Source organism: Devosia sp. MC521, from assembly GCF_014127105.1.
Classification (GTDB): domain Bacteria; phylum Pseudomonadota; class Alphaproteobacteria; order Rhizobiales; family Devosiaceae; genus Devosia.
On record NZ_CP059902.1, the window covers coordinates 17,255 to 36,875 of the forward strand.

A 19,621-nucleotide genomic window follows, 5' to 3' on the forward strand; every position below is an offset into this window, starting at 1 on the left:
GCCTTGGCCCGCCATTTTTATTTTAGACAGCTGCAACGCTGGCCCGGCGTGATCCGATCATGGCGACGATAAACACGACGCTCATCAGCAAGACGATTGTCGGGGCTGGAGCGCTGTCGAGAAAGAAGCTGATATAGACGCCAAGTAGGCTGCACACCGTGCCCACCACCACGGAGATGATCAGCATTGTCCCGAAGCGCTTGGTGATGATAAACGCGATAGCGCCCGGGGCAATCAGCAGGGCAATGACGAGCACAATGCCAACGGCCTGCAACGCACCCACCACCGTCAGCGAAATCAGCGCCAGAAGGCCATAGTGCAGCACTCTCGTCCGCAGACCGATGGCACCGGCCTGCTGAGGGTCGAAGATGAAGAGCATCAAGTCGCGCCATTTCGCGCCGATGATCAGGGCGACGACCAAAGCAATGACCCCTGACTGGACGAGATCAAAGGTGCTGGTCCCCAAAATATTGCCGAAGAGAATATGGGTCAGGTGAACATCGGTCTCGATGGCGGTGAAAAGAACGATGCCGAGGCCAAAGAGGCCAGCAAAGACCACGCCCATGACCGTGTCTTCCTTTATCCGGCTGTTTTCCTTGAGAAAACCAACCGAAAGCGCGCAAACCATGCCCGCGATAAAGGCGCCGACACCCAGGGGTAGGCCCACGACATAGGCCAAAACCACGCCCGGAAGCACAGCGTGAGAGATCGCGTCACCCATGAGCGACCAGCCCTTGAGCACCAGAAAGCACGAGAGCAGTGCCGCTGGAATGGCCACCAGAACCGCGATGACCATCGCTTGAACCATGAAGGGCAGTTGGAACGGCCACAGGGCTAATTCATACCAAGCCATCAGGCGTTCTCCTCGGCTATGCGGCGGCGCGCGGCGAGATAGCCATGCTTTGGTGCGAAGACAAAGGCTGTGAGGAAGACCAGCGTTTGCAGCACAACAATGATGCCGCCCGTGGCGCCATCGAGGAAATAACTCAAATACGCGCCCAAAAAGCTCGTGAGCACGCCGAGTGTAATGGCGATGAGGATCAACCGAGGGAAGCGATCTGCAAGCAGATAGGCCGTTGCGCCGGGCGTGACGACCATGGCGATGACGAGAAACGCACCAACCGTTTGCATGGCAGCAACGGTTGCAGCGCTCAGCAGCGCAAAGAACACCAGCTTCAAAAGCGTGGTGCGAATGCCGATGGATCGCGCATGGTTTTCATCAAAGAAGGTGACCATGAGGTCTTTCCAGATGACGGCCATGACCAGAAGTGTAATGGCGCAAATGACGACCAGCTGCAGCGTGTCGCTCGGGGTGATGGCCAAGATATTGCCCAGCACAATCGACTGTACGTCAACCGCGGTGGGTGAGACCGAAACCATGAACAGCCCCAAGCCGAAAAAGCTCGAAAAAATGAGCCCGATCACCGCGTCTTCGCGCAGCTTGGTGCGCTGCGTGAGAAACAGCATGGCGCCAGCGGCCAGACCTCCGGAGAGAAAAGCCCCGAGCGAGAACGGCAGGCCCAGCATATAAGCGCCAGCAACGCCGGGCACGATGGAGTGCGAAAGGGCGTCGCCAATCAGCGACCAGCCCTTGAGCATGAGATAGGCCGAGAGAAAGGCGCAGACCCCGCCGACGAGGGCGGAAACCCACATGGCATTGACCATGTAATTGTAGCCAAACGGCTCAAGCAGCACTTCGATCATTGCTTGTCGCTCGATTGCTGGTGCGTTTCATTGCCCTTCTCGCCGTAGAGAACGAGCGGGCGCTCGTCGTCCGTCAGCACCGAGAGGTGGCGCGGATCATCATCGTCATGAAGGCCTGCGCCAGACAGAACGAAATGGCGCAAGACGCCGCCAAAAGCGACTTCGAGCTTTTCGCGGGTGAAAATTTCTGGCGTGGGGCCATAGGCGAGGACAGTGCCTTTGACCAATACTGTGCGGTCGCAGAACTCGGGCACAGAGCCCAGATTATGGGTGGAGACAAGGATCACCTTGCCCTCGTCACGAAGGTCGCGCAGCAGGGCAATAATGGCATCCTCGGTTTTGACATCGACGCCGGTGAAGGGTTCGTCGAGGAGGATGACTTCGCCTTCCTGTGCGAGGGCGCGGGCCAGAAACACACGCTTCTTTTGGCCGCCGGAAAGTTCACCGATCTGCCGCTTGGCATAGGCGGTCATATCCACGCGCGCCAAAGCGGACGCGACTTTTTCCCGGTCCACAGGGCGCGGTATGCGCAGCATGTTCATGTGACCAAAGCGGCCCATCATCACCACGTCTTCAACGAGCACTGGGAAATTCCAGTCAACGTCTTCGGACTGAGGCACATAGGCGACCTTGTTTTGGCGCTGGGCGTTTTTGCCATCAATGCCCAAAATCGAAATGCGGCCGGAGACCACGGGCACGAAGCCCATGATCGCCTTAAAAATGGTCGACTTGCCCGCGCCATTGACGCCAACCAAAGCGGTGATGGAGCCGCGCGGGCTAGAGAAACTGGCCTGTTTGAGCGCCGTTGTGCCGTTGCGATAGGCTACGGTGATATTGTCGACCAGAATCCCATCAGCGTCGGTCATTTCGTCAAGCCTTGTGCGATCGTTGTCGTCGTCACGCGCAGAAGGTCCAAATAGGTCGGCACTGGACCATCAGGTTCTGAGAGTGAATCGACATAGAGAACGCCGCCATAGGCTATTCCGGTCTCGCGCGCCACTTGTTCCGCAGGGCTCGAGGAAATGGTCGATTCGGAGAAGATCACCGGAATAGAATTTTCGCGGACGGCATCGATCACATCGCGCACCTGACGCGGCGAGCCTTGCTGATCGGAATTCATAGGCCAGAGATAAAGCTCTTTGAGACCAAAGTCGCGCGTCAGATAAGAAAACGCACCTTCCGAGCTGACGAGCCAGCGCTTGTCTCCTGGCACGCCAGCGAGGGCTTGGCGGATGGGTTCGGCAGTGGCTGTGATCTGCGCGCTATAGGCTTGTGCGTTGGCGGCGTAGATTTCCGCATTGGCAGGGTCCACCTCAGCGAAGGCCTTGCGAATGTTTTCGACATAAATGAGCGCGTCGGTCGGCGACATCCACGCATGGGGGTTGGGCTTGCCTTCGTAGGGGCCTTTGCCAATGCCGATAGGCGCGATGCCATCGGTCAGCACATAGCTTGGGACATCAGGAAGATTGCCCAGGAATTGCTCGAACCATTGTTCGAGATTGAGGCCGTTCCACAAGACGACATCGGCGTCCTGCGCTGCCAAGAGGTCGCCGGGGGTTGGCTGGTAGTTGTGGATTTCCGCGCCGGGCTTGGTGATCGAGACGACGTCGGCGGCGTCACCCGCAACATTGCGCGCCATATCCGCGAGAATGGTGAAGCTCGTGACGGCCTTTATACGCTCCTGGGCAATGGCAGGCATGGTGAAGGCAGCAGTGGCGAGCAGGGTGGCGACAAGAAAACTTCGACGAAGCATGAATGTTCCTAGGATGAGACGAATAGGTTGCAGTTGCAAATCATTTGCAAGAAGCGACTTGTATGTCAACACACGTGTGGAAAGTTTTTTGAGAATGAAAAAAGGCACTTGCTCAAAGCGGAAGGGATGGGGCATATGCGGGTCAACGAACTGATGCGCCCTTCGTCTATCGGTTAGGACGGCACCCTTTCACGGTGCAGAGAGGGGTTCGATTCCCCTAGGGCGTACCAATCGTGCTTCACGAAACACGTGAAGCGAAGGCTTATGATGATCTTCGGATCACGGTATGCGCCCTTCGTCTATCGGTTAGGACGGCACCCTTTCACGGTGCAGAGAGGGGTTCGATTCCCCTAGGGCGTACCATTTTCTAAGCCTGAGATCAGCAAATCCAACTACATTGCTGAACGCTTCATTCAAGAAATGTAGCGTGTGCGTAAGAAATTGGACGCCGCCAGTTTACCGGTTTTCACGCAGTCCCGTCTCATCTAGTTTGCGCGCGTCCGGGCATTGTTGGAGCAGGGTTTGTCTTTTCATAGTCTCACGGCACGCGTTGCCACTGTCATGGCAGTCCTTGCTTGCCTCAGCATTTTTGTAGCTTGGGCGATTGTTGGAAACTACGCTGCCTACATAGGTGCGATCTTCGTTGTCCTTGCGTTCATTCCCACCGCGTTCGGGGCGCAGTGGAAGCAAGTTATGCTTGCGCCTTGGGTTTTGGCATTCGTGAGTGCGTTTTTCCTCGTAACGCTGGCTTTCAGTCTGCAGTCCGCCCACGGGAGTACGAACTTTATTGGTGACTTTGCACTTTTCGCACTCGCACCTGTCTTTGCAGTGGCCGCGCTGCCACTGGCGAAAAAGCGTTTTACGGTGATCCATCTCGGATGGATATTTTGGTCAGGCTCGGTAGTTGCGGCTGGCTGGGCCTTGTTCCGTCAATCCCAGGGAGTTTATCGCGGCACGGCCATAGAGTTGAGCCCGATTCATTTTGCGGACCTTGCAATGATTTGTGGCTTCTTGGGGTTGGTGGTGCTGTTTGACACAGCCTCGCGTTGGCGCTGGCTTGCTCTGAGCGGCCCGGTCTTCGCAATTATTGCGGTGCTGATCGCCGAGACACGGTCTGCCGTATTGGTGGGCATTTGCCTCTCTGGGGTATGCGGCGTGTTCTTGTGGCGCGCGTGGTCGATCGAAACCTGGAAAAAACTGGTCGTATTGGCTTGCGTGCCCTTGTGCATGGTTGCGGCCTTCTATTTGGCAAGCCTGCTGGGTTTCGACAGGGCATTTCAGGTGTTCGACGCCGTGGGGAAGACGCTGACTGGAGACGAAGGCCTAGATTCTTCCTCTTATGCCCGGGTTGAAATGTACCGCGCGGCGCTGATTGCTATCGCTGATTCACCCTGGATTGGGCACGGTTGGCATGAACAGATTTCCGTAACGCTCGAGTACATGTCCGAGTATGCTCAACAGCGGTATGAATTGGAGAAATGGGGTTACATCCATAACGACTTCCTGAGCTTAACAGTATCTGCGGGCCTTGCGGGTGCACTTGCATATTTCCTTGCCCTTGCGGCTCCGTTGTTGGCCGTGCGCTGGCGCTCTGGTCGTGATGAACGCCTTGTATTCGTTGCTGTGACGGCTTCTAGCGGCATTTTTCTATGTGGTATGACCGACGTGCTTTTCATGGTTGAGATCCCCAAGATCTTTTTGGTCATGACTGCGGCAGTGCTGTTTGTGTTGAGCGCCTCGAACCGGACATCAATCGCCCATGACTGACGTGATTCATATTGGCCTTTCATTCGACGATAATTTTTGGGCGCCGGCCTATGCGACGATGCGGTCAATCTGTATCTCGACGCAGCGACGGAAAGATTTGGTTTTTCATCTGCTCCATTTCCCACTCAGCGATGAGCACCGTGCGGACTTGGAAAAGATCACCTCTGAATATGGCGCCAAGCTCAACTTCTATCCACTGGAGAGCCAACCAGATTTTCTGGCTCTGGTTCAGAACTTGCCCACCAGTGCGCGATGGCCTGCCATCGTTTATGCGCGTCTCGCGCTGACAAAGCTGCTGCCAGCGGATATCAGCCGGGTCATATATCTTGATACTGACGTTCTCGTCCGCTGGCCGATCGAGAAGTTGTATGAGACGGATCTGGCCGGCGCTGACTTAGGCGCCGTGAAGGAGGCTTTGTCTCCTTTCATTCCTTTGCGTGCTGACATGCGCCAAAACGCTGATATCTTTGACGGGGCTGAGCCTTACTTTAATTCTGGGGTTCTGCTGATTGACCTGGATGCTTGGCGCAGAATTGACTTTCCTGCGGAGATCGCCGCGCTAGCCTCGAGCGGCGTACTGTCTCGCCTCTATTTTGATCAGGATATGCTCAACCTGATCTTCCGTGGTCGCTGGGCACAGCTTGAATGGCGCTGGAACACGATCGACGCTCACCCGGCACACGAGGCCCTCGATCCGGCAATTTTGCATTTCACTTACGCGACGAAGCCTTGGGCACTGCGAGCGGGCATTATGCGCTCGACGGCTTATGCGCGTTGGTATCGCCACGTCATGACCAATGAGCTTTTCTATCGTTTCGCGCGCCATCGCTGGAAGCGTTGGTGGCTAAAGCGATTGGGTATTGGGCGTTAAGGCGCAGTTGACAGCGGAATACCTATTGGTGAACAGCCATAGGCAAGCGCAAAAGCGGATGGAATGAACGATGGCTATGCACATTGCCCTGACATTTGACGAGAATTTCTGGGCCCCAGCCTTCGCAACCATGCGGTCGGTTTGTTTATTTACACAGACACCTGAAGAGCTGGTTTTTCACCTCTGCCACCGTACGCTGAGCCCGAGCCATAAGGCCGACCTTGAGGCAATACGAAAAGAGTTTGCCGTCGAGTTGCGCTGGTATGATCTCGATCAATCCGACCTTTTCCGAGACATTGCGACCCGCATGCCGGAGAACAAGCGTCTCTCCAACATCGTCTATGCTCGATTGATGATCGATAAGCTCGTTGGCCCGGACGTCGAGCGCATTCTGTATCTCGATTGCGATATGATGGTACGCGATGACGTACGCTACCTTTTTGATCTCGATCTAGAGGGTAATTCCATCGCTGCAGTACGCGATACCGCGGGTGCACTGATCACCGGCGGTCGCGATCTCTTGGGCAATCGCGACATTTTTAATCCGGCGGATTACTACTTCAACGCGGGCATGGTCCTGATCGACATTACCAAATGGCGTGAGGCGGACATTCTTGCTCGGATGGAAGAGGCTTACGCCACAGGGGTTATGCAGCGCATTTACTACGACCAGGATCTGCTCAACCTCATTTTTAAGGGCAAGTGGCAGCGCCTCAATTGGCGCTGGAACCTTATTGACGCGCGCGTGGTCCACGAAAGCTTTGATCCTGCCATTGTTCACTACACGGGCGATATGAAGCCGTGGGGCACGCTTGCGGGTCTAGTCCGCACTGTCGCCTTTGCCCGCCTCTATCGCCATGTCATGACCAATGAGCTGTTTTATCGCTTTGCCAAGCACCGTTGGAAGCGGTGGTGGAAGAAGACGCTGCGGATTGGCTGAGGCCTAGACGCTGCTGGGGTCGAAGTTCTCGGCCGCGCAAAGCTGCGCAAGGGCGCTTCCTGCTTCAGGAAGAGGCATGTCGCCGCGACCGCGATTGGTCAGCTGACTGCGCCAGATATGAATGCCCAAGGTTTCGGGGGTTACTGACGATGCGAGGCTCGACCCCGCCTTGATCAGCTCGGGAATGCCTTCATAGGGCACGGGATAGAAAGTTGCGGCAGAGCGTACCTGATCCTTAAAGCCATGCTTTTGGACGTAATAGGTCAGGGCCATCGGGCCGGTCGCGCCATATTGCATGTGCTCAGGGGTGACCCGATCGCCTAAAAGGCGGCGAATGGCCACTTCGTAGCGGCGCAGGGGCGGCAGGTGAGGCTCCAAGAGTGGACGCTTTTCCTGCGTAAAGATGGTCATCAGATCGGCCAGCAGCGGCGCGTCGGCTGGGATGTGCAACACCGCGCCATTGATCGAGCCCGGGCGCTCCCAGGCGAAGAGATAGTCTGGCGGCCCCTCGATGGCGCGGACGCAATAGATGTCGAGATCTGAATAGATGCCGAGGCCCGCTTTGAGAGCGGCGTAGCGGAAATGATCGGAGAAGACGCCCGGCGTGCCGCGGCCTTTGTAGAACACCAGCTTTTCTTGCGGCAGGACTTCATTGGCATCGTGCCACACCGCGCCTTCGGGCAGGTTCTCGACCCGTTCATAGGAATAGACCGAAACCGGATGGCCGCGGCGGCGGAAGGAGATGATGGAGAGGTGCTCCAGCCAGCTGAGCGGGCCATGCCAAAAACTGACGATCGTGGGCAGGGTCATAGCGCCTCAGCAAGTTTGTTTGCCGCGCTCTAGCATGTTTGATGGAGCGGTTGAACCGGGCAGATGGTCTCCGCCCGGTGATGCTGGTTTAGTTCGCTGCAGAGCGTCGGCGATATTCGGACGCCGCCACCATGAGAACGATGGCAACAACGACACCAATGCCCGCTTGCAGCCAATCATAGGTGGAGAGGAAGTGGGTGGTGAATTCACCCGTGTTCCAATTGGATGCGCCATCTAGCACCGAGCCGACATAGTCGGTGTCGATAGGCAATTGCGAGCGCGCGTTGAGGAACTCCCAAGTGCGGGTCGCAAAGGGATGGGGCCCGCCCAAGGCGACCCACTCAACCGATGAGATGAGGGCCGGCACAAAGAACGACAGAGGGATCGCCCAGCGTCCCACAGCGGTGGCCATAGACCCAACGAGAGCCATATAGGGCAGATACCAAAGGAGGCCCGCTGCGACGACGGCAAGGAAGAGGAGGCTCATCTGGCCAAAACTGCCGACAATCGCGCTCAGCAATTCCCCAGAGCCCAAGCCTGCGGCCATGCTGGCGACATAGGCGACGCCGTAGAGCAGCGCGAGGCTGATGAGCGCGACCGCAAAAACCGTACCGGGCAAGAGCGTGATGGCTGCGGTCAGCTTGGACATCAAAACCTTGAAGTCCGATACCGGCATGGACTTCCAAAACAACATGGCATTGTTGCGCTTGTCGGCCGCAAAGCCATCAGCGCAATAGAAGAACAGCACGAAGGCGAGGTACAGCAGCCAAGCGCCAGCCAGGCCCGCATAGCTGGCTTCAAACACCCAAGTGGGCACGACCGTGGCCAATTGGCCAGTTGTGGTAAAGTCGACGCGATTAACGCCAAAGGCAAAAAGCGCGAGTGCCAAAACAACGGCAACGAGCCCGAGCGGGGCGTAGAAGAACGCGCCCTTGTGTTCGAGAAACTCGCGGCGGATGAGGGCTACAAAACTCTTCATTTTGCGCCTCCCACACTGGTGGTGGGTCGTTCCATCATGGCAACGAAGAGATCGGAAATGGTTGGGGCGGACAGTCGGCCATAGGGTTCAAGACGATCGGCACCGATGCCATCAAAAATCATGACAGTCTGGCCAAAGCGGGTTTCCTCATACACAGGATTGAGCGCGCGGGCGGCGTCTTGATGGGCAGGATCGCTGAGCACCAGTTGGGCGAAACGGGTTGAGACCGCATCCATGGGCGCATCCAAAATAATGGAGCCGTCTCGGATAAAAATGAGGTCGGTGAGCATGAATTCGATCTCATCCACCTGATGGGTGGTGATGATCAACGTGCGTTCGCCGGTCATATAGTCTTCCAGCAGGCGCTTGTAGAACCGCTTGCGGTAGGTGATGTCGAGGCCAAGGGTTGGTTCATCGAGCACCAAGAGCTTGGCATCAATCGCCATAACGACAGCTAGGTGGAGCTGCGCCAGCATGCCCTTTGAGAGGGCTTTGATTTTTGCGTCCGGTTTGACGTCCGTGCCCTCAAGAAAGCTCTTGGCCTTCTCAACGCTGAATTTGGGGTGGATGTCGCTGAGCATGGTGAAGAGCTCGCGCACGCGCAAGAAGCGCGGCAGGCTCGCCACATCGGAAATAAAGGCAACGTCCTGCATCAGACGCGCGCGGTGAGCGAAGGGGGCCTGACCCAAGACGGTCATCTTGCCCTGATAGCTGGTCAGGCCCAGCATGGCGTTGAGCGTCGTGGTCTTGCCCGCGCCATTGTGCCCGATCAAGCCATAGATGCGGCCCGGCGGGATGTCGAAATCTAGACCGTGCAGAATTTCTCGCCCACCGAAGGATTTCTTCAGGCCGCGTGCCGACACGATTGGCACAGGGGCGACGCTCGTCGTTGTCATCAAGAATTGTCTTTCGGCTCAGAGCTGCGCCATGCAGCGGTCCAGTTATGTATCGAACGCGACACCATCGTCATGTGATGAGGGGGCGATTGCTTAGAGGATGAGGAAAGCCTAGGCGTTTAGAGGATCAGGGTTGGGGCGGCACACCGCACGCCGAGCACTTTGACATCTGCCTCGCCCAGTTTGACACCGAGCAAAGATAAAAGCCCATCTATGGTCATGTCCAGTGTTGGGGCTAAGGGCATGATAAGCGTTCTCACAAGGCCTGTTACTACGTCTACAACCCCCAAGAGCGGGAGTTGATCCACACGTAATTCTAAGCCCGTCAGAATGGCTGTGCCCAGTGAGCCGACGATGGTGCTGGTCTTGGCGGATTTAATCGTGCCGTTGGCAATCTCGGAGGACGAAAAACTCAGCGGTATGGACTTGGTTTGGCCCACGGCGAGATCGATCCTTCCACTGACACTCAGCAGCAAAACGTCGATCATCTTCGTCCACTTCGCCACGGGCTTTTTGGTGAGGTCCAATATCTGGCTTTGCGGCAGGTCAGACATGCCAACATGGGCGATGCCGGGTGTCACATGAAGCACAGCGGCACCCTTGGGGGCGGCGGAGCTGGGGCAGGAGAGCGAGCTCAATTGGGCTTCGGCGTAAGCGACGTCGATCCAAAGCGGTAGACTAACGGTGGCCCCTAAAAGGCCCAAGCCCCCCAAAAGCTCGGCTTTGAGGTAGAGTCGGATTTGCGCTGTGCGCGCAATAGTCGAGGCGGGGCCGAACTGGAACCACGGCACTGTGTTGGGTGGGTCTCCAACCGCCAAGGCGAGATGCAATGAGGCAAGACCGGGAACGCCGGCATTGAGCCCAAGGTCGATCATGCGCGCGCCATTGCTCACCGAGGCAGCGGCCCCCAGCAGCTCCATCGCGGACAGCTGTAGTCCCGCCACGCCGCGCGCATCGCCCAACGCCATATTGGCCATGCGCCCGACAGAGATGAGTTTGTTTAAAGGCACAGTGCTGCCGTCCTCGCCAGAAGCGCGAGGCTGTTTGTTCAGAACATCTAACGCCGATTTGGTGAGGCCATTGGCGGTCTGCGTCAGCGCTCGGGACAATTGCCCGGCGGTCGCGTTCATTTTTAGGAGGTCGGAATAGGTGCCGACATCGGCGTCCATCTCTTGGGCGAGCTGATCAAGGAAGTTCAGGAGTTCTATGCGCGCGCCGATCAGCGAATTGTAGTCGGCAACTTTGAGCGATACATTGGTGCCGAGCAGTGCGCCGAGCAGCGCGTTGGCAAGGCCATCATTAAGGCTCGCCAGTCGGGAGCCGACATAGAACGAGGCTTCAGGAATGCGCGTCGCGGCTCCGGAAACTTTTAGCTCCGGGGGCGCAATCAGGCTCTGACCGAAGAAGAGCGTCCCCTTTTTCGCAAAGGAGACATCGACAGCATTATAGGGCTGAGTGTCAGCAACGAAGCGTTTGGCGGGGTCGGTGATGGTGGTGTCATAGCGCCCGAGAGTGACGGTCAGCCCCGCCGTGGAGCCGGGTGCCAGCTGGCCGGAGTCGACGAGGGTCTGGTGCGCGAGAAACTGCGCTTTGGAGACGTCGGAGGCCGCAGCGATTGCGGCCAGATCGACCGCCGATTGCATCTGGCGACGCTCATAATAAAGCGACCCGGCATCGACCACTAAGGTGGAGGCCAAGAGCCCTAGGGTAATGGCGACAGCAAACATAATGCCCATGTTTGCCGAAGTGTCGCGCCAAAACCGGGACAGCATTTAGATGCCGCCGTTACGAATGGTCGCCTGATGCTCGATTATTTTGCTCGGCAAGGGGAGCGGAACGTAGAGGTTCCAGATCGGTAGATCGGAAGCGTCATAGGTCAGGGTGACGGCAAACTGGTTGGCGTCCTTGCGGGTGATCTCAAAATCATGCGCGATTGTGGAGGTGTTCAGAAGGATATAGGCCCCAGCATTTTTGATCAAAAAGCGCTCAACCAGATTGCGCCGCTCGGTATCGTTGATCCCTGCAATTGAGGTGCGTGCCGCGTCGGCTGCCAATTGTTGCAGGCTCAGCGATGCGCCGAAGTAAATTCCGTAGGCGAGCATGCCAGTGAGCAGTAGTAAAAACACCGGCGTGAGGATGGCGAACTCAACCGCCGCCGCGCCATCAGAGTTTCTACGTAGTTTTGCATAGGCTCTAAACACGCATGCCTCCGCAGCTAACACCCTAAAAACATTAGGTTGATCCGCTCACGCTACTGAACCGTTAAAGCAAACGTCCAAATACTATTGGGATTTCTACGTATTAAAATTCGCGCACAACGTGCCTTTCCAAGGCCACCATCAAAGGCTAGGTAGAGCCAACAGGAGAGTCTGACTTGACGCGCAACTTTCTTTTTGCCCCCTCCGCCGATGATATTGCGCTGACGCGCTTTATCTCGACCGCTGATACCGTCTCGGGATTTTTAAAAGGCGCACCGGGTGGCCCTTTACCGAATTGGTATCAGATGGGCGGCAATAACGTAGATTTCCTCCAGCATATGAACGCGCAATTGGCGCTTTCGTTCCCGAACGCCGGACAGCCCTTCTACGCGGTGCGGCTTTGGACCAATGTCATGTGGCAACCCGCCTATCTCGCTGTGCTGGGCGCTCATGTGGTGGGCTCGGTGCCCAATATGGCTCTGCTGTCGCAGGCGCGCCAAAACAACGACATCAATGGCTATCGCTTGGTGCCAGCGCCACAATTCTCGGGTGGTCTTGAAGAAATGATCGAGCACGCCGGGCGACAGCTGCGCGGCTTAGCCGATGTCGCCTTGGCTGAGATCAATACGGTGACCAAGCTTAAGCGCGTGCCCGCGCTGCGCCTCTTGGCCGATCGCATGCTCTCCCTGATGATCCGGCTCGGCGACTATCGGCCCGAAACCAACATTGCCGAGCAGTATCGCTATTGCGCGTTATGGTTTGAGGCCATGGGGCTCAAGGGCCAGGGCGGGCTGGAAACGCTCGATCTGGCTGACGGGCGGCAGGTGGTGATTACCGCCCGCAAGGGCTGCTGCCTTGATTATCTCGCCTTCCCAGACGCCTATTGTGCCTCTTGCCCCAAACAGGACGACGCCTTGCGCCTAAAGCGGCAGCGCGACGATGCGGTGGCAGAGCTTGATGCGCGGGATTAGTCGAAGACTTCGTTGGGATAAACGCCCCAAAGTTCTTCCTGCTTGACCCAACCATTATAGCTGGCGCGTTCGCCGGGATGGCCGGCCGACACCTGACACCATTGCCCATCACACTCACTGACCGAGACGCGCACGCCCGCCTTGAGGTGAGCGCGCGGAGCCGATTCGGCTGAGCGATTGGCGCGCATCAGCACGTCGCCATTGGCAAGCAGAGGCTGCGCGTAGCCCGCACGATTGCCGGACAAAAGGTTCTGGTGAATCCAGCCCTCTTCGCCATCGGCATCGCGGATTTTACGCCAAGTGTCGAACTCTTGGATGATCTCGACCGGAACGCCCGATACCAGATAGTTCCACGCGACTTCGTATTTGGTGCCGGGGCCAACGCGCACGTTGATCGGGTTGGAGCGCGTGGTGACGAAACGGGGCAGTGGTAGACCGCTCGGATTGTCCTGCGCCAAGCTTGGGACAGGGGACAATACGGGGACTGCACACAGCGATAGGACGGTAAAAAGAATAGGGCGCAGGCGACCCGCGAGGGCTGACACTAACAACATCACTTTGCAGACAGTTCGGAATTGCCCTATCACTAGCCCATGATCCTTAATGGTCACTGAACCTTGGCTCAATCCAAGCAGACGTGATCGGGCCCGACTGGTACGAATGACATCAACAAAACCCAAGATTTTGGTCACTCGGCGGCTGCCTGCGACGATTGAAGCGCGCATGGCCACCTTGTTTGAGACCGATGTCAACGAAGCGGATGACGCCTTGAGCGGGGCGGACATCGTGTTCGGCCTCGCGGGTAAGGATGTGTTGGTGTCCACCATCACCGACCGGATTGACGCGTCGCTCATTGCCCAACTCCCAACCAGCGTTCGGTTGATCGCCCAGTTTGGCAATGGAGTTGACAATATTGACCTTGAGGCCGCTTGGGCCGCTGGTATTACGGTGACCAATACGCCCAGCGTGCTCACTGAAGATACGGCTGATATGGCGATGGCGTTGATGCTGGCCCTGCCGCGGCGCTTGGTCGAGGGCACTCAAATCCTTCTGCGCGACCGCGCCTGGGCGGGCTGGTCCCCAACATCCATGCTTGGCCATCGCTTGCGCGGCAAAGCCTTGGGTATTGTCGGCATGGGGCGCATTGGCACGGCGGTGGCGCAGCGGGCCAAGGCCTTTGGGCTTTCGATCCATTACTATTCCCGCAATCGGCGTCCTCCAGCGGTGGAAGCGCCGCTCGATGCGACCTATTGGGATGATCTCGATGCCATGTTGGCCGAGGTGGACATTGTCTCCCTGCACACGCCATTAACCCGGGACACCAATGGGATTTTGTCCGAGCAACGTCTCGCGGCGATGAAGCCGGGGGCCTATGTGGTCAATGTCAGCCGCCCCGAATTGATTGAAGAAACCGCGCTGATCGAGCGGCTGGAGGCCGGGCATTTGGCAGGCGCGGCGCTCGATGTTTTCGACAACCGTTTTGGCATCAACCCGCGACTGCTGGAGTTGGCGCAGGACAATCGCGTTGTGCTCACCGGGCACATGGCGTCAGCAACGCTCGAAGCCCGTGTCGAAATGGGCGAGGCCGTGATCGTCAATATCCGCACCTTTATGGATGGTCATCAGCCTCCCCATCGCCTTTTGCCCGAAAGCTTAGGCCCGCGATTGTCGCGGGGCGCTTGAAAACTGTTGCGCATCGGACGCAGCACTAACGTTGCGTCAATCAGAATTTGTTCTGCTGCTTGCATGCAAGTTCGCGGGGCCATAACTCTGCAACGACTACGCTAGTGGCTCGTTGACTACTCAAGAGCCGCGCTTGGAACTGCTGCGTAGGCGAGGAGTATGCCGTTGAGACGCCCCTTAATTGCCGTGTGTTTGCTGTTTGTTGCGCCCGTTTATGCGCAGGGTCTGGGTGATGCCCCTCTCAGCGAAGTCGACGGCCAGCTGGCGCTGGATGCCTTGGGGCAACGCTTGGTCATGCCTATGCCGGATTGGGCGGCGGATACCAAAAGCCTCGTCGAATTGAGCGATAAGGCCCTCGCACGCTATTCCGAGGACGACAGCCAAGCGCATTTGGAACTCTATCGCGCGGGCGAGAATGAAAAATTCTGGACCACCATGTATGGGGCGCGTCTGAGCACGCGCGCCAGCATGAGCCTGCAAGATTTTCGCACCTCGGTGATCAATGTGTATGCGCAGGGGTGCGATCCGGACACGATCGCGCTGTTCCAGCTGGAGCCGGACGAAGGCGATGTTCTGCCGCCCCTGGGCTATGTCTGCGGCGCCTATGCCGATCACATCATCGACTTTGTCGGCGAAGGCGAAGTGATGATCATGGGCTTTTATCGCTCTGAAGTGGGCATCGGCATGGTCTATCAAGAGTGGCGCACGCCGCGCTTTGATGCGAGCAAGAGCGACACTTGGCCGATCTCGCCCGACGAGATCGAAGCGCGAATTGCCCAGCTCAAGGAACAGGTATCGCTGCTGCGAGCGGATTGACGAGAAGCCCGCAAGGGCCTATCGCAACGCTTATGAAGAAAGACAACAAGCCCTCAGGCCCGAGCCAGCGCCAGCTGCGCGTTGGGGAACTGGTGCGCCACGCAATGGCGGACGTGCTCGCGCGCGGCGAGATTGAAGACGAAGCTCTGGTTGGCACAGTCGTGACCGTGCCAGAAGTGCGTATGTCGAACGATCTCAAGCTCGCGAACGCCTATGTCATGCCGCTCGGTGGCTTGCACGCGCAAGAAATCGTTGACGCACTGAACCGCCACAAGAAATTTGTCCGCGGACGCATCGCGCCGCAGCTGAACCTCAAGTTCGCTCCGGACATTCGTTTCCACGTGGACGAGACCTTCGAAGAAGCCGGGCGCATCGATGCGCTGCTGCGCTCTGACCGCGTAAAGCGCGATCTCGAAGACAATTCTGACGACAGCGAAGACTAAGCCTTGACGCAAGCCAAGTCGAAGAAGCGTGCCATCTCCGGGTGGATCGTGCTCAACAAGCCATATGACTTCACCTCCACCCAGGCCGTTGGCAAGGTGCGTTGGTTATTGTCTGCAGCCAAGGGCGGCCACGCCGGTACCCTTGATCCGCTCGCGACCGGCATTCTGCCGATTGCCTTGGGTGAAGCCACCAAGGCTGTGCCGCAGGTGCAGGACGGGACCAAGGTCTATCGGTTCACCATCGGTTGGGGCAAAGCCACAACCACGGATGACACTGAAGGCGAAGTGATCGCCACCTCGGACGTGCGCGCTGATCAGGCTGCGCTTGAAGCGGTGCTGCCACAGTTCACCGGCCTCATCATGCAGCGCCCGCCGATATTTTCGGCGATTAAGGTCGATGGCGAGCGTGCCTATGATCTTGCGCGCGCAGGTGAAGAGGTCGAACTGGCGGCTCGCCCAATTGAAGTGGACGCGATCAACATCGTGTCGCATGGCGATAGCGAAACGGTTCTGGAAGTCACCTGCGGCAAGGGTACTTATGTGCGCTCTTTGGCGCGTGACATTGCCGAAGCACTCGGCACCGTCGGCCATGTGACAACGCTTCATCGTGCGCAGGTTGGTCCTTTCACCGACGCTGACGCAGTGACGCTCGAAGAGCTGGAAGCAGCGGAAGCGGGCGAGGTGCGCGATGCGCTGCTCAAGCCCGTACATGCGGCGCTGGTTGATGTTCCCGAGATCCGTCTCGACGCTTTGCAAGCAACAGCTGTGCAGCATGGCAATGCGGTTCTGCTGACGGGCGCTAATGCGCCGGTAAACATGGACGAATGCTGGGTCAGCTTTAAGGGCAAGGTTATCGCTACGGGCGGAGTGGCCTTTGGTCAGTTCCAGCCCCGGCGCGTCTTTAACCTCTAGACCCCATCCAATCGCGGACCCGGGTCCATCAAGGCATGGATCCGGTTCGCGCCCAAGCGCGCCAGTTTGAGCATCATTGCCTTACGGCGTGCGGGCGGAAGCGGGGTATCCGGGCTGTCCCGCAGAATTGCGCCATCATGGCCATCGGCCACGATGAGACCTTCGCTCTCCGGAAAAATCTCGCTGTCGAGTTCCGGTGGCTTGGCGAAGAAGAATTTATCAGAAAATTCGCGGTACTCGGGCCATTTCCGGTCGACCTGAAAATCGATCAGGCTCGATTTGATCTCGATGATCCAAATCTCGCCTTTGGGACCGACGGCGAGCACATCGGCACGCCGCCCATTGTTGAGAGCGACCTCAGCATAACACGCCATATCATGTCGCTCCCGCAGCATCCGCATAACCCCGCGCTGAACGCGCAGGGCTGTTGCGGATTGCCGGAGGTCAACAATGGCGGGCAGCTCGTCACTCATGCCCTGCGCTTACCCTGCCGGTTTGGCAGAACTGTGTTTGCCGCCGAGCGCAAAGCTCGACGCCCAAAGACCTGCAATGAGGAGCGGTAGGCAGACCATGTAGGAGGCGCGAATGCCGAAGAATTCCGCAACAAAGCCGAGCAGCGGCGGCGCGAGGAAGAACACCACAAAGCTCACCTGACCAAGCGCCGCCACGTTGACGGCCGCCGGACGATCGGTGCGCTGCGCGGCAGCGGACACAGCGAGTGGATAAACAGACGAGCAGCCTGCACCCATGAGCGCAAAGCCAAGAAGGGCGAGCTCGGAGTTTGGTGCGAGCCAAACCAAAGTTGCGCCAAGGCTTGCGACTGCCAGCATGACCATGGCGACATTGCGTGGACCATAACGCGCGACGACGGGGTCAGCGGTAAGGCGGACGAGGGCCATAAAGAATGCGAAGATGGTGAGGCTCATGCCGCCGACGAATGGCTCAACAGCAAAGACGTCGCGCATATAGATCGCCGACCAATCGATGCCCGCGCCTTCAACCAAGAAGGCGGCAAAGCCGATGAGGCAAAGGGGCAGCAGGCCAAGGGTTGGGAAGGCGAACTTGTGGGTGTCGCCATCGGTAGCGCGGACCGGCTTTGGGGCGTTTGTTGCGCCGTAGATCAACCAGCCAGCAATGGCGACAACGATGATGGCAATCGCCAGCAGGTGCCAATTGGTGGTGAGACCCGATTGACGGATCATCGCACCAAACAGTGCGGTGACGAAAAACCCGACGCTCCAAAAGCCGTGGGCCCGGTTCATAAATCGCCCGCCGGTTTGCGTTTCGAGGCGGTCGATTTCGACGTTGAGGTTTATCTCCAACGCGCCTGAACAAATGCCGGCCAAGAACAGAACCGCAAACATGAAGGGTGCGGAGGGCAACCAAGGAATGGTTGCGAACAGCAATGATGGTCCCAAAACCGTGATGAAGGCCGTGGTGCGGAAGCCCATTTTCTCGATGATCGGCGCGCCAAAGGTCAAGGACAGGAGCGAGCCGATTGCCATGCCGATCATGGTCAAGCCGAGCTGGCCCTCGGAAAGGCCAAACTGGGTTTGAAGGTCTGGCAGGCGCGCCATCAGCGCGCCCGTTGTCAGCGCAAAGAAGAAGAAGCTGGCGTAGATGCGGTGTTGTGGAGCGATCATCGGGGAACAGTCGTAGAAACGGGCTTAGGCGCCAGAACGTGAGAGGTGAGGAGGCTGATCAGGATTAGGGGCAGGCCCACACCGAACGTCCACTGAATGCCCCAATGCTCGGCGATGAAGCCAAGAAGCGGTGGGCCAAGCAAGAAGGCTGTAAAGGAGAACTGGGCGAGAGCTGCAACATTGATCGCCGCGGGGCGGTCGGTTTGCTGCGCGGCGGCCGACATGGCCAGTGGGAACAGTGCTGAGGAGCCGACACCAATCAGAGCAAAGCCGAGATAGGAGGCGATTGCCGATGGAGCCCAGAAGACGATGAGGGTGCCGATGAGCAATATGGTCAGCAGAACGCGGGCGACCCGAACCGGGCTATAGCGTTCAACAAAGCTATCGGCGACGAAACGGGTCGCAGCCTGGCTGCCCGCCACAAAGGCAACGGCTATGCCGGCCCAGAACGGCTCAACACCAAACAGGTCCTTCATATAGATCGCAGACCAATCAATGCCCGCGCCTTCCATCAGCATGGCCGAAAGGCAGACGCCGACCAGAGCCATAATGGTCATCGTCGGGCGTGCAAACTTTGGTCCGCTCTCCGCGCTGGTCTGGCGATGGGGAGCAGCCTTGAATTGACCCAAGAGCAGCAAGGTCGCGACCAGCACCACGGGAACCATCAGCATCAGATGTAGCTGAGGCGATAGGCCGGTTTGCGCAACGGTGGCTCCGACAATGCCAGCGGCAAAGAACCCAAGGCTCCAGAAGCCGTGGGCGCGGTTCATAATCCGACGGCCGATCAGATGCTCGACGCGATCGGCCTCGATATTGATGATAATCTCAATGGCGCCAATGGTGAGGCCCACCGGCACGAGCAACAAGAAGAACGCCAGTGGTGTCTGGGCCCACATGGAGGCGGCGTAGAGCACCGAAAGTAGGGGAATGGCGATCAAGAGCACGCGCTTATGGCCATATTTTTCGATGACCGGGCCTGCGAAGGTCAGTGAGATCAGCGTGCCAACAGCGGAGCCGATAAGGGCCAAGCCGAGCATGCCCTCAGCGACATTCATGGCAGAGCGAATATCGGGCAGTCGGGGAAACATGCTGCCCATGCAAAAGGAATATACAAAAAATGCCCCGAAGACGGAAATCTGGGGCGGCAGGCTTAGGCCGAATCGCATGGTCAAAGTGCTCGAACTCGAAGTTGAGCTAAGCTAGGCCAAGCAGATCACTGAGAGAATAGTTGGCGG

The 19,621-nt window shown here is 57.9% G+C and carries 21 protein-coding genes and 2 tRNA genes; 10 read left to right on the plus strand and 13 right to left on the minus strand.

From position 1 onward, the window contains the following. Positions 1-22: 22 nt before the first annotated feature. Genes H4N61_RS00075 through H4N61_RS00090 form a run of 4 tightly spaced genes read right to left on the minus strand, consistent with a single transcriptional unit; the run spans position 23 to position 3,457 of the window. Positions 23-853, minus strand: a complete 831-nt coding sequence (locus H4N61_RS00075) for a metal ABC transporter permease (RefSeq protein ID WP_182394642.1) — start codon at positions 851-853, stop codon at positions 23-25. Beyond that, positions 853-1,704, minus strand: a complete 852-nt coding sequence (locus H4N61_RS00080; protein WP_182394643.1) for a metal ABC transporter permease — start codon at positions 1,702-1,704, stop codon at positions 853-855. Before H4N61_RS00080 ends, H4N61_RS00075 begins: the two co-directional genes overlap by 1 nt. Beyond that, positions 1,701-2,570, minus strand: a complete 870-nt coding sequence (locus H4N61_RS00085) for a manganese/iron ABC transporter ATP-binding protein (protein ID WP_169194263.1) — start codon at positions 2,568-2,570, stop codon at positions 1,701-1,703. Before H4N61_RS00085 ends, H4N61_RS00080 begins: the two co-directional genes overlap by 4 nt. Continuing rightward, complete coding sequence (locus tag H4N61_RS00090; RefSeq protein WP_182394644.1) at positions 2,567-3,457, minus strand: metal ABC transporter substrate-binding protein; 891 nt, start codon at positions 3,455-3,457, stop codon at positions 2,567-2,569. Before H4N61_RS00090 ends, H4N61_RS00085 begins: the two co-directional genes overlap by 4 nt. Positions 3,458-3,612: 155 nt before the next feature. On the opposite strand from H4N61_RS00090, the gene H4N61_RS00095 reads away from it, so the two are divergent. From H4N61_RS00095 to H4N61_RS00115, 5 genes are all read left to right on the plus strand, one after another. Beyond that, positions 3,613-3,687: transfer RNA gene (locus tag H4N61_RS00095), tRNA-Glu, on the plus strand. Between the two features lie 58 nt (positions 3,688-3,745). Then, positions 3,746-3,820: transfer RNA gene (locus H4N61_RS00100), tRNA-Glu, on the plus strand. A 198-nt stretch (positions 3,821-4,018) separates the two neighbouring features. Then, complete coding sequence (locus tag H4N61_RS00105; RefSeq protein ID WP_182394645.1) at positions 4,019-5,224, plus strand: O-antigen ligase family protein; 1,206 nt, start codon at positions 4,019-4,021, stop codon at positions 5,222-5,224. Further along, a complete protein-coding gene (locus tag H4N61_RS00110) occupies positions 5,217-6,095 on the plus strand; it encodes a glycosyltransferase family 8 protein (RefSeq protein WP_169194260.1) in 879 nt (292 codons plus the stop codon). The genes H4N61_RS00105 and H4N61_RS00110 overlap by 8 nt, the downstream gene beginning before the upstream one ends. Before the next feature lie 70 nt (positions 6,096-6,165). Beyond that, positions 6,166-7,035: a glycosyltransferase family 8 protein gene (locus H4N61_RS00115; RefSeq protein WP_182394646.1), complete on the plus strand. Its 870-nt coding sequence runs from the start codon at positions 6,166-6,168 to the stop codon at positions 7,033-7,035. A 3-nt stretch (positions 7,036-7,038) separates the two neighbouring features. Here the strand turns inward: H4N61_RS00115 and H4N61_RS00120 are convergent, their stop codons facing one another. The 5 genes from H4N61_RS00120 to H4N61_RS00140 all read right to left on the minus strand — a co-directional run bounded on the left by H4N61_RS00120 (position 7,039) and on the right by H4N61_RS00140 (position 11,921). Next, positions 7,039-7,845, minus strand: coding sequence for a hypothetical protein (locus H4N61_RS00120; protein WP_182394647.1), 807 nt, complete (start codon positions 7,843-7,845; stop codon positions 7,039-7,041). Between the two features lie 88 nt (positions 7,846-7,933). Further along, on the minus strand, positions 7,934-8,824 hold the full coding sequence (locus tag H4N61_RS00125; RefSeq protein ID WP_182394648.1) for a hypothetical protein: 891 nt from the start codon (positions 8,822-8,824) through the stop codon (positions 7,934-7,936). Beyond that, entirely contained in the window at positions 8,821-9,720 is a 900-nt protein-coding gene (locus H4N61_RS00130; RefSeq protein WP_182394649.1) for an ABC transporter ATP-binding protein, read from the minus strand. Before H4N61_RS00130 ends, H4N61_RS00125 begins: the two co-directional genes overlap by 4 nt. Positions 9,721-9,839: 119 nt before the next feature. Further along, a complete protein-coding gene (locus H4N61_RS00135; protein WP_182394650.1) occupies positions 9,840-11,492 on the minus strand; it encodes a pilus assembly protein TadG-related protein in 1,653 nt (550 codons plus the stop codon). Next, the gene (locus H4N61_RS00140; RefSeq protein WP_169194254.1) at positions 11,493-11,921 is read right to left on the minus strand and encodes a TadE/TadG family type IV pilus assembly protein; all 429 of its coding nucleotides are present in this window, start codon (positions 11,919-11,921) and stop codon (positions 11,493-11,495) included. It lies immediately after the preceding gene. A 173-nt stretch (positions 11,922-12,094) separates the two neighbouring features. Between H4N61_RS00140 and H4N61_RS00145 the strand changes: the two genes are divergently transcribed. Continuing rightward, positions 12,095-12,889, plus strand: a complete 795-nt coding sequence (locus tag H4N61_RS00145) for a siderophore ferric iron reductase (RefSeq protein ID WP_169194253.1) — start codon at positions 12,095-12,097, stop codon at positions 12,887-12,889. Here H4N61_RS00145 and H4N61_RS00150 read toward each other — a convergent pair. Beyond that, positions 12,886-13,365, minus strand: coding sequence for an SH3 domain-containing protein (locus tag H4N61_RS00150; protein ID WP_248305889.1), 480 nt, complete (start codon positions 13,363-13,365; stop codon positions 12,886-12,888). The two genes, H4N61_RS00145 and H4N61_RS00150, sit on opposite strands and share 4 nt — an antisense overlap. Positions 13,366-13,549: 184 nt before the next feature. Between H4N61_RS00150 and H4N61_RS00155 the strand changes: the two genes are divergently transcribed. From H4N61_RS00155 to truB, 4 genes are all read left to right on the plus strand, one after another. Continuing rightward, positions 13,550-14,572 carry a D-glycerate dehydrogenase gene (locus tag H4N61_RS00155; RefSeq protein WP_169194252.1) on the plus strand — a complete coding sequence of 341 codons (1,023 nt, stop codon included), beginning with the start codon at positions 13,550-13,552 and terminating at the stop codon, positions 14,570-14,572. A gap of 165 nt (positions 14,573-14,737) precedes the next feature. Then, positions 14,738-15,388, plus strand: coding sequence for a hypothetical protein (locus tag H4N61_RS00160; RefSeq protein ID WP_182394651.1), 651 nt, complete (start codon positions 14,738-14,740; stop codon positions 15,386-15,388). A 32-nt stretch (positions 15,389-15,420) separates the two neighbouring features. Then, positions 15,421-15,831, plus strand: a complete 411-nt coding sequence (gene rbfA, locus H4N61_RS00165; RefSeq protein WP_169194250.1) for a 30S ribosome-binding factor RbfA — start codon at positions 15,421-15,423, stop codon at positions 15,829-15,831. Between the two features lie 3 nt (positions 15,832-15,834). Beyond that, positions 15,835-16,743 (plus strand): tRNA pseudouridine(55) synthase TruB, encoded by a 909-nt coding sequence (gene truB / locus H4N61_RS00170; protein WP_169194249.1) that lies wholly within the window; start codon positions 15,835-15,837, stop codon positions 16,741-16,743. On the opposite strand, the gene H4N61_RS00175 is transcribed toward truB, so the two are convergent. From H4N61_RS00175 to H4N61_RS00185, 3 genes are read right to left on the minus strand one after another with little or no spacing between them, the layout of a single operon-like run. Further along, entirely contained in the window at positions 16,740-17,216 is a 477-nt protein-coding gene (locus H4N61_RS00175) for an MmcB family DNA repair protein (protein ID WP_169194248.1), read from the minus strand. The two genes, truB and H4N61_RS00175, sit on opposite strands and share 4 nt — an antisense overlap. Positions 17,217-17,225: 9 nt before the next feature. Next, positions 17,226-18,386 (minus strand): MFS transporter, encoded by a 1,161-nt coding sequence (locus H4N61_RS00180; RefSeq protein ID WP_182394652.1) that lies wholly within the window; start codon positions 18,384-18,386, stop codon positions 17,226-17,228. After that, on the minus strand, positions 18,383-19,552 hold the full coding sequence (locus tag H4N61_RS00185) for an MFS transporter (protein ID WP_169194510.1): 1,170 nt from the start codon (positions 19,550-19,552) through the stop codon (positions 18,383-18,385). Before H4N61_RS00185 ends, H4N61_RS00180 begins: the two co-directional genes overlap by 4 nt. Positions 19,553-19,621 lie beyond the last annotated feature (69 nt).

Bases quoted from the DNA above. Each gene is read 5' to 3' on its own strand.
- H4N61_RS00075 (WP_182394642.1), bottom strand. From the start codon at position 853: ATGGCTTGGTATGAATTAGCCCTGTGGCCGTTCCAACTGCCCTTCATG.
- H4N61_RS00080 (WP_182394643.1), bottom strand. From the start codon at position 1,704: ATGATCGAAGTGCTGCTTGAGCCGTTTGGCTACAATTACATGGTCAAT.
- H4N61_RS00085 (WP_169194263.1), bottom strand. From the start codon at position 2,570: ATGACCGACGCTGATGGGATTCTGGTCGACAATATCACCGTAGCCTAT.
- H4N61_RS00090 (WP_182394644.1), bottom strand. From the start codon at position 3,457: ATGCTTCGTCGAAGTTTTCTTGTCGCCACCCTGCTCGCCACTGCTGCC.
- H4N61_RS00105 (WP_182394645.1), top strand. From the start codon at position 4,019: ATGGCAGTCCTTGCTTGCCTCAGCATTTTTGTAGCTTGGGCGATTGTT.
- H4N61_RS00110 (WP_169194260.1), top strand. From the start codon at position 5,217: ATGACTGACGTGATTCATATTGGCCTTTCATTCGACGATAATTTTTGG.
- H4N61_RS00115 (WP_182394646.1), top strand. From the start codon at position 6,166: ATGGCTATGCACATTGCCCTGACATTTGACGAGAATTTCTGGGCCCCA.
- H4N61_RS00120 (WP_182394647.1), bottom strand. From the start codon at position 7,845: ATGACCCTGCCCACGATCGTCAGTTTTTGGCATGGCCCGCTCAGCTGG.
- H4N61_RS00125 (WP_182394648.1), bottom strand. From the start codon at position 8,824: ATGAAGAGTTTTGTAGCCCTCATCCGCCGCGAGTTTCTCGAACACAAG.
- H4N61_RS00130 (WP_182394649.1), bottom strand. From the start codon at position 9,720: ATGACAACGACGAGCGTCGCCCCTGTGCCAATCGTGTCGGCACGCGGC.
- H4N61_RS00135 (WP_182394650.1), bottom strand. From the start codon at position 11,492: ATGCTGTCCCGGTTTTGGCGCGACACTTCGGCAAACATGGGCATTATG.
- H4N61_RS00155 (WP_169194252.1), top strand. From the start codon at position 13,550: ATGACATCAACAAAACCCAAGATTTTGGTCACTCGGCGGCTGCCTGCG.
- rbfA (WP_169194250.1), top strand. From the start codon at position 15,421: ATGAAGAAAGACAACAAGCCCTCAGGCCCGAGCCAGCGCCAGCTGCGC.
- H4N61_RS00175 (WP_169194248.1), bottom strand. From the start codon at position 17,216: ATGAGTGACGAGCTGCCCGCCATTGTTGACCTCCGGCAATCCGCAACA.
- H4N61_RS00180 (WP_182394652.1), bottom strand. From the start codon at position 18,386: ATGATCGCTCCACAACACCGCATCTACGCCAGCTTCTTCTTCTTTGCG.
- H4N61_RS00185 (WP_169194510.1), bottom strand. From the start codon at position 19,552: ATGCGATTCGGCCTAAGCCTGCCGCCCCAGATTTCCGTCTTCGGGGCA.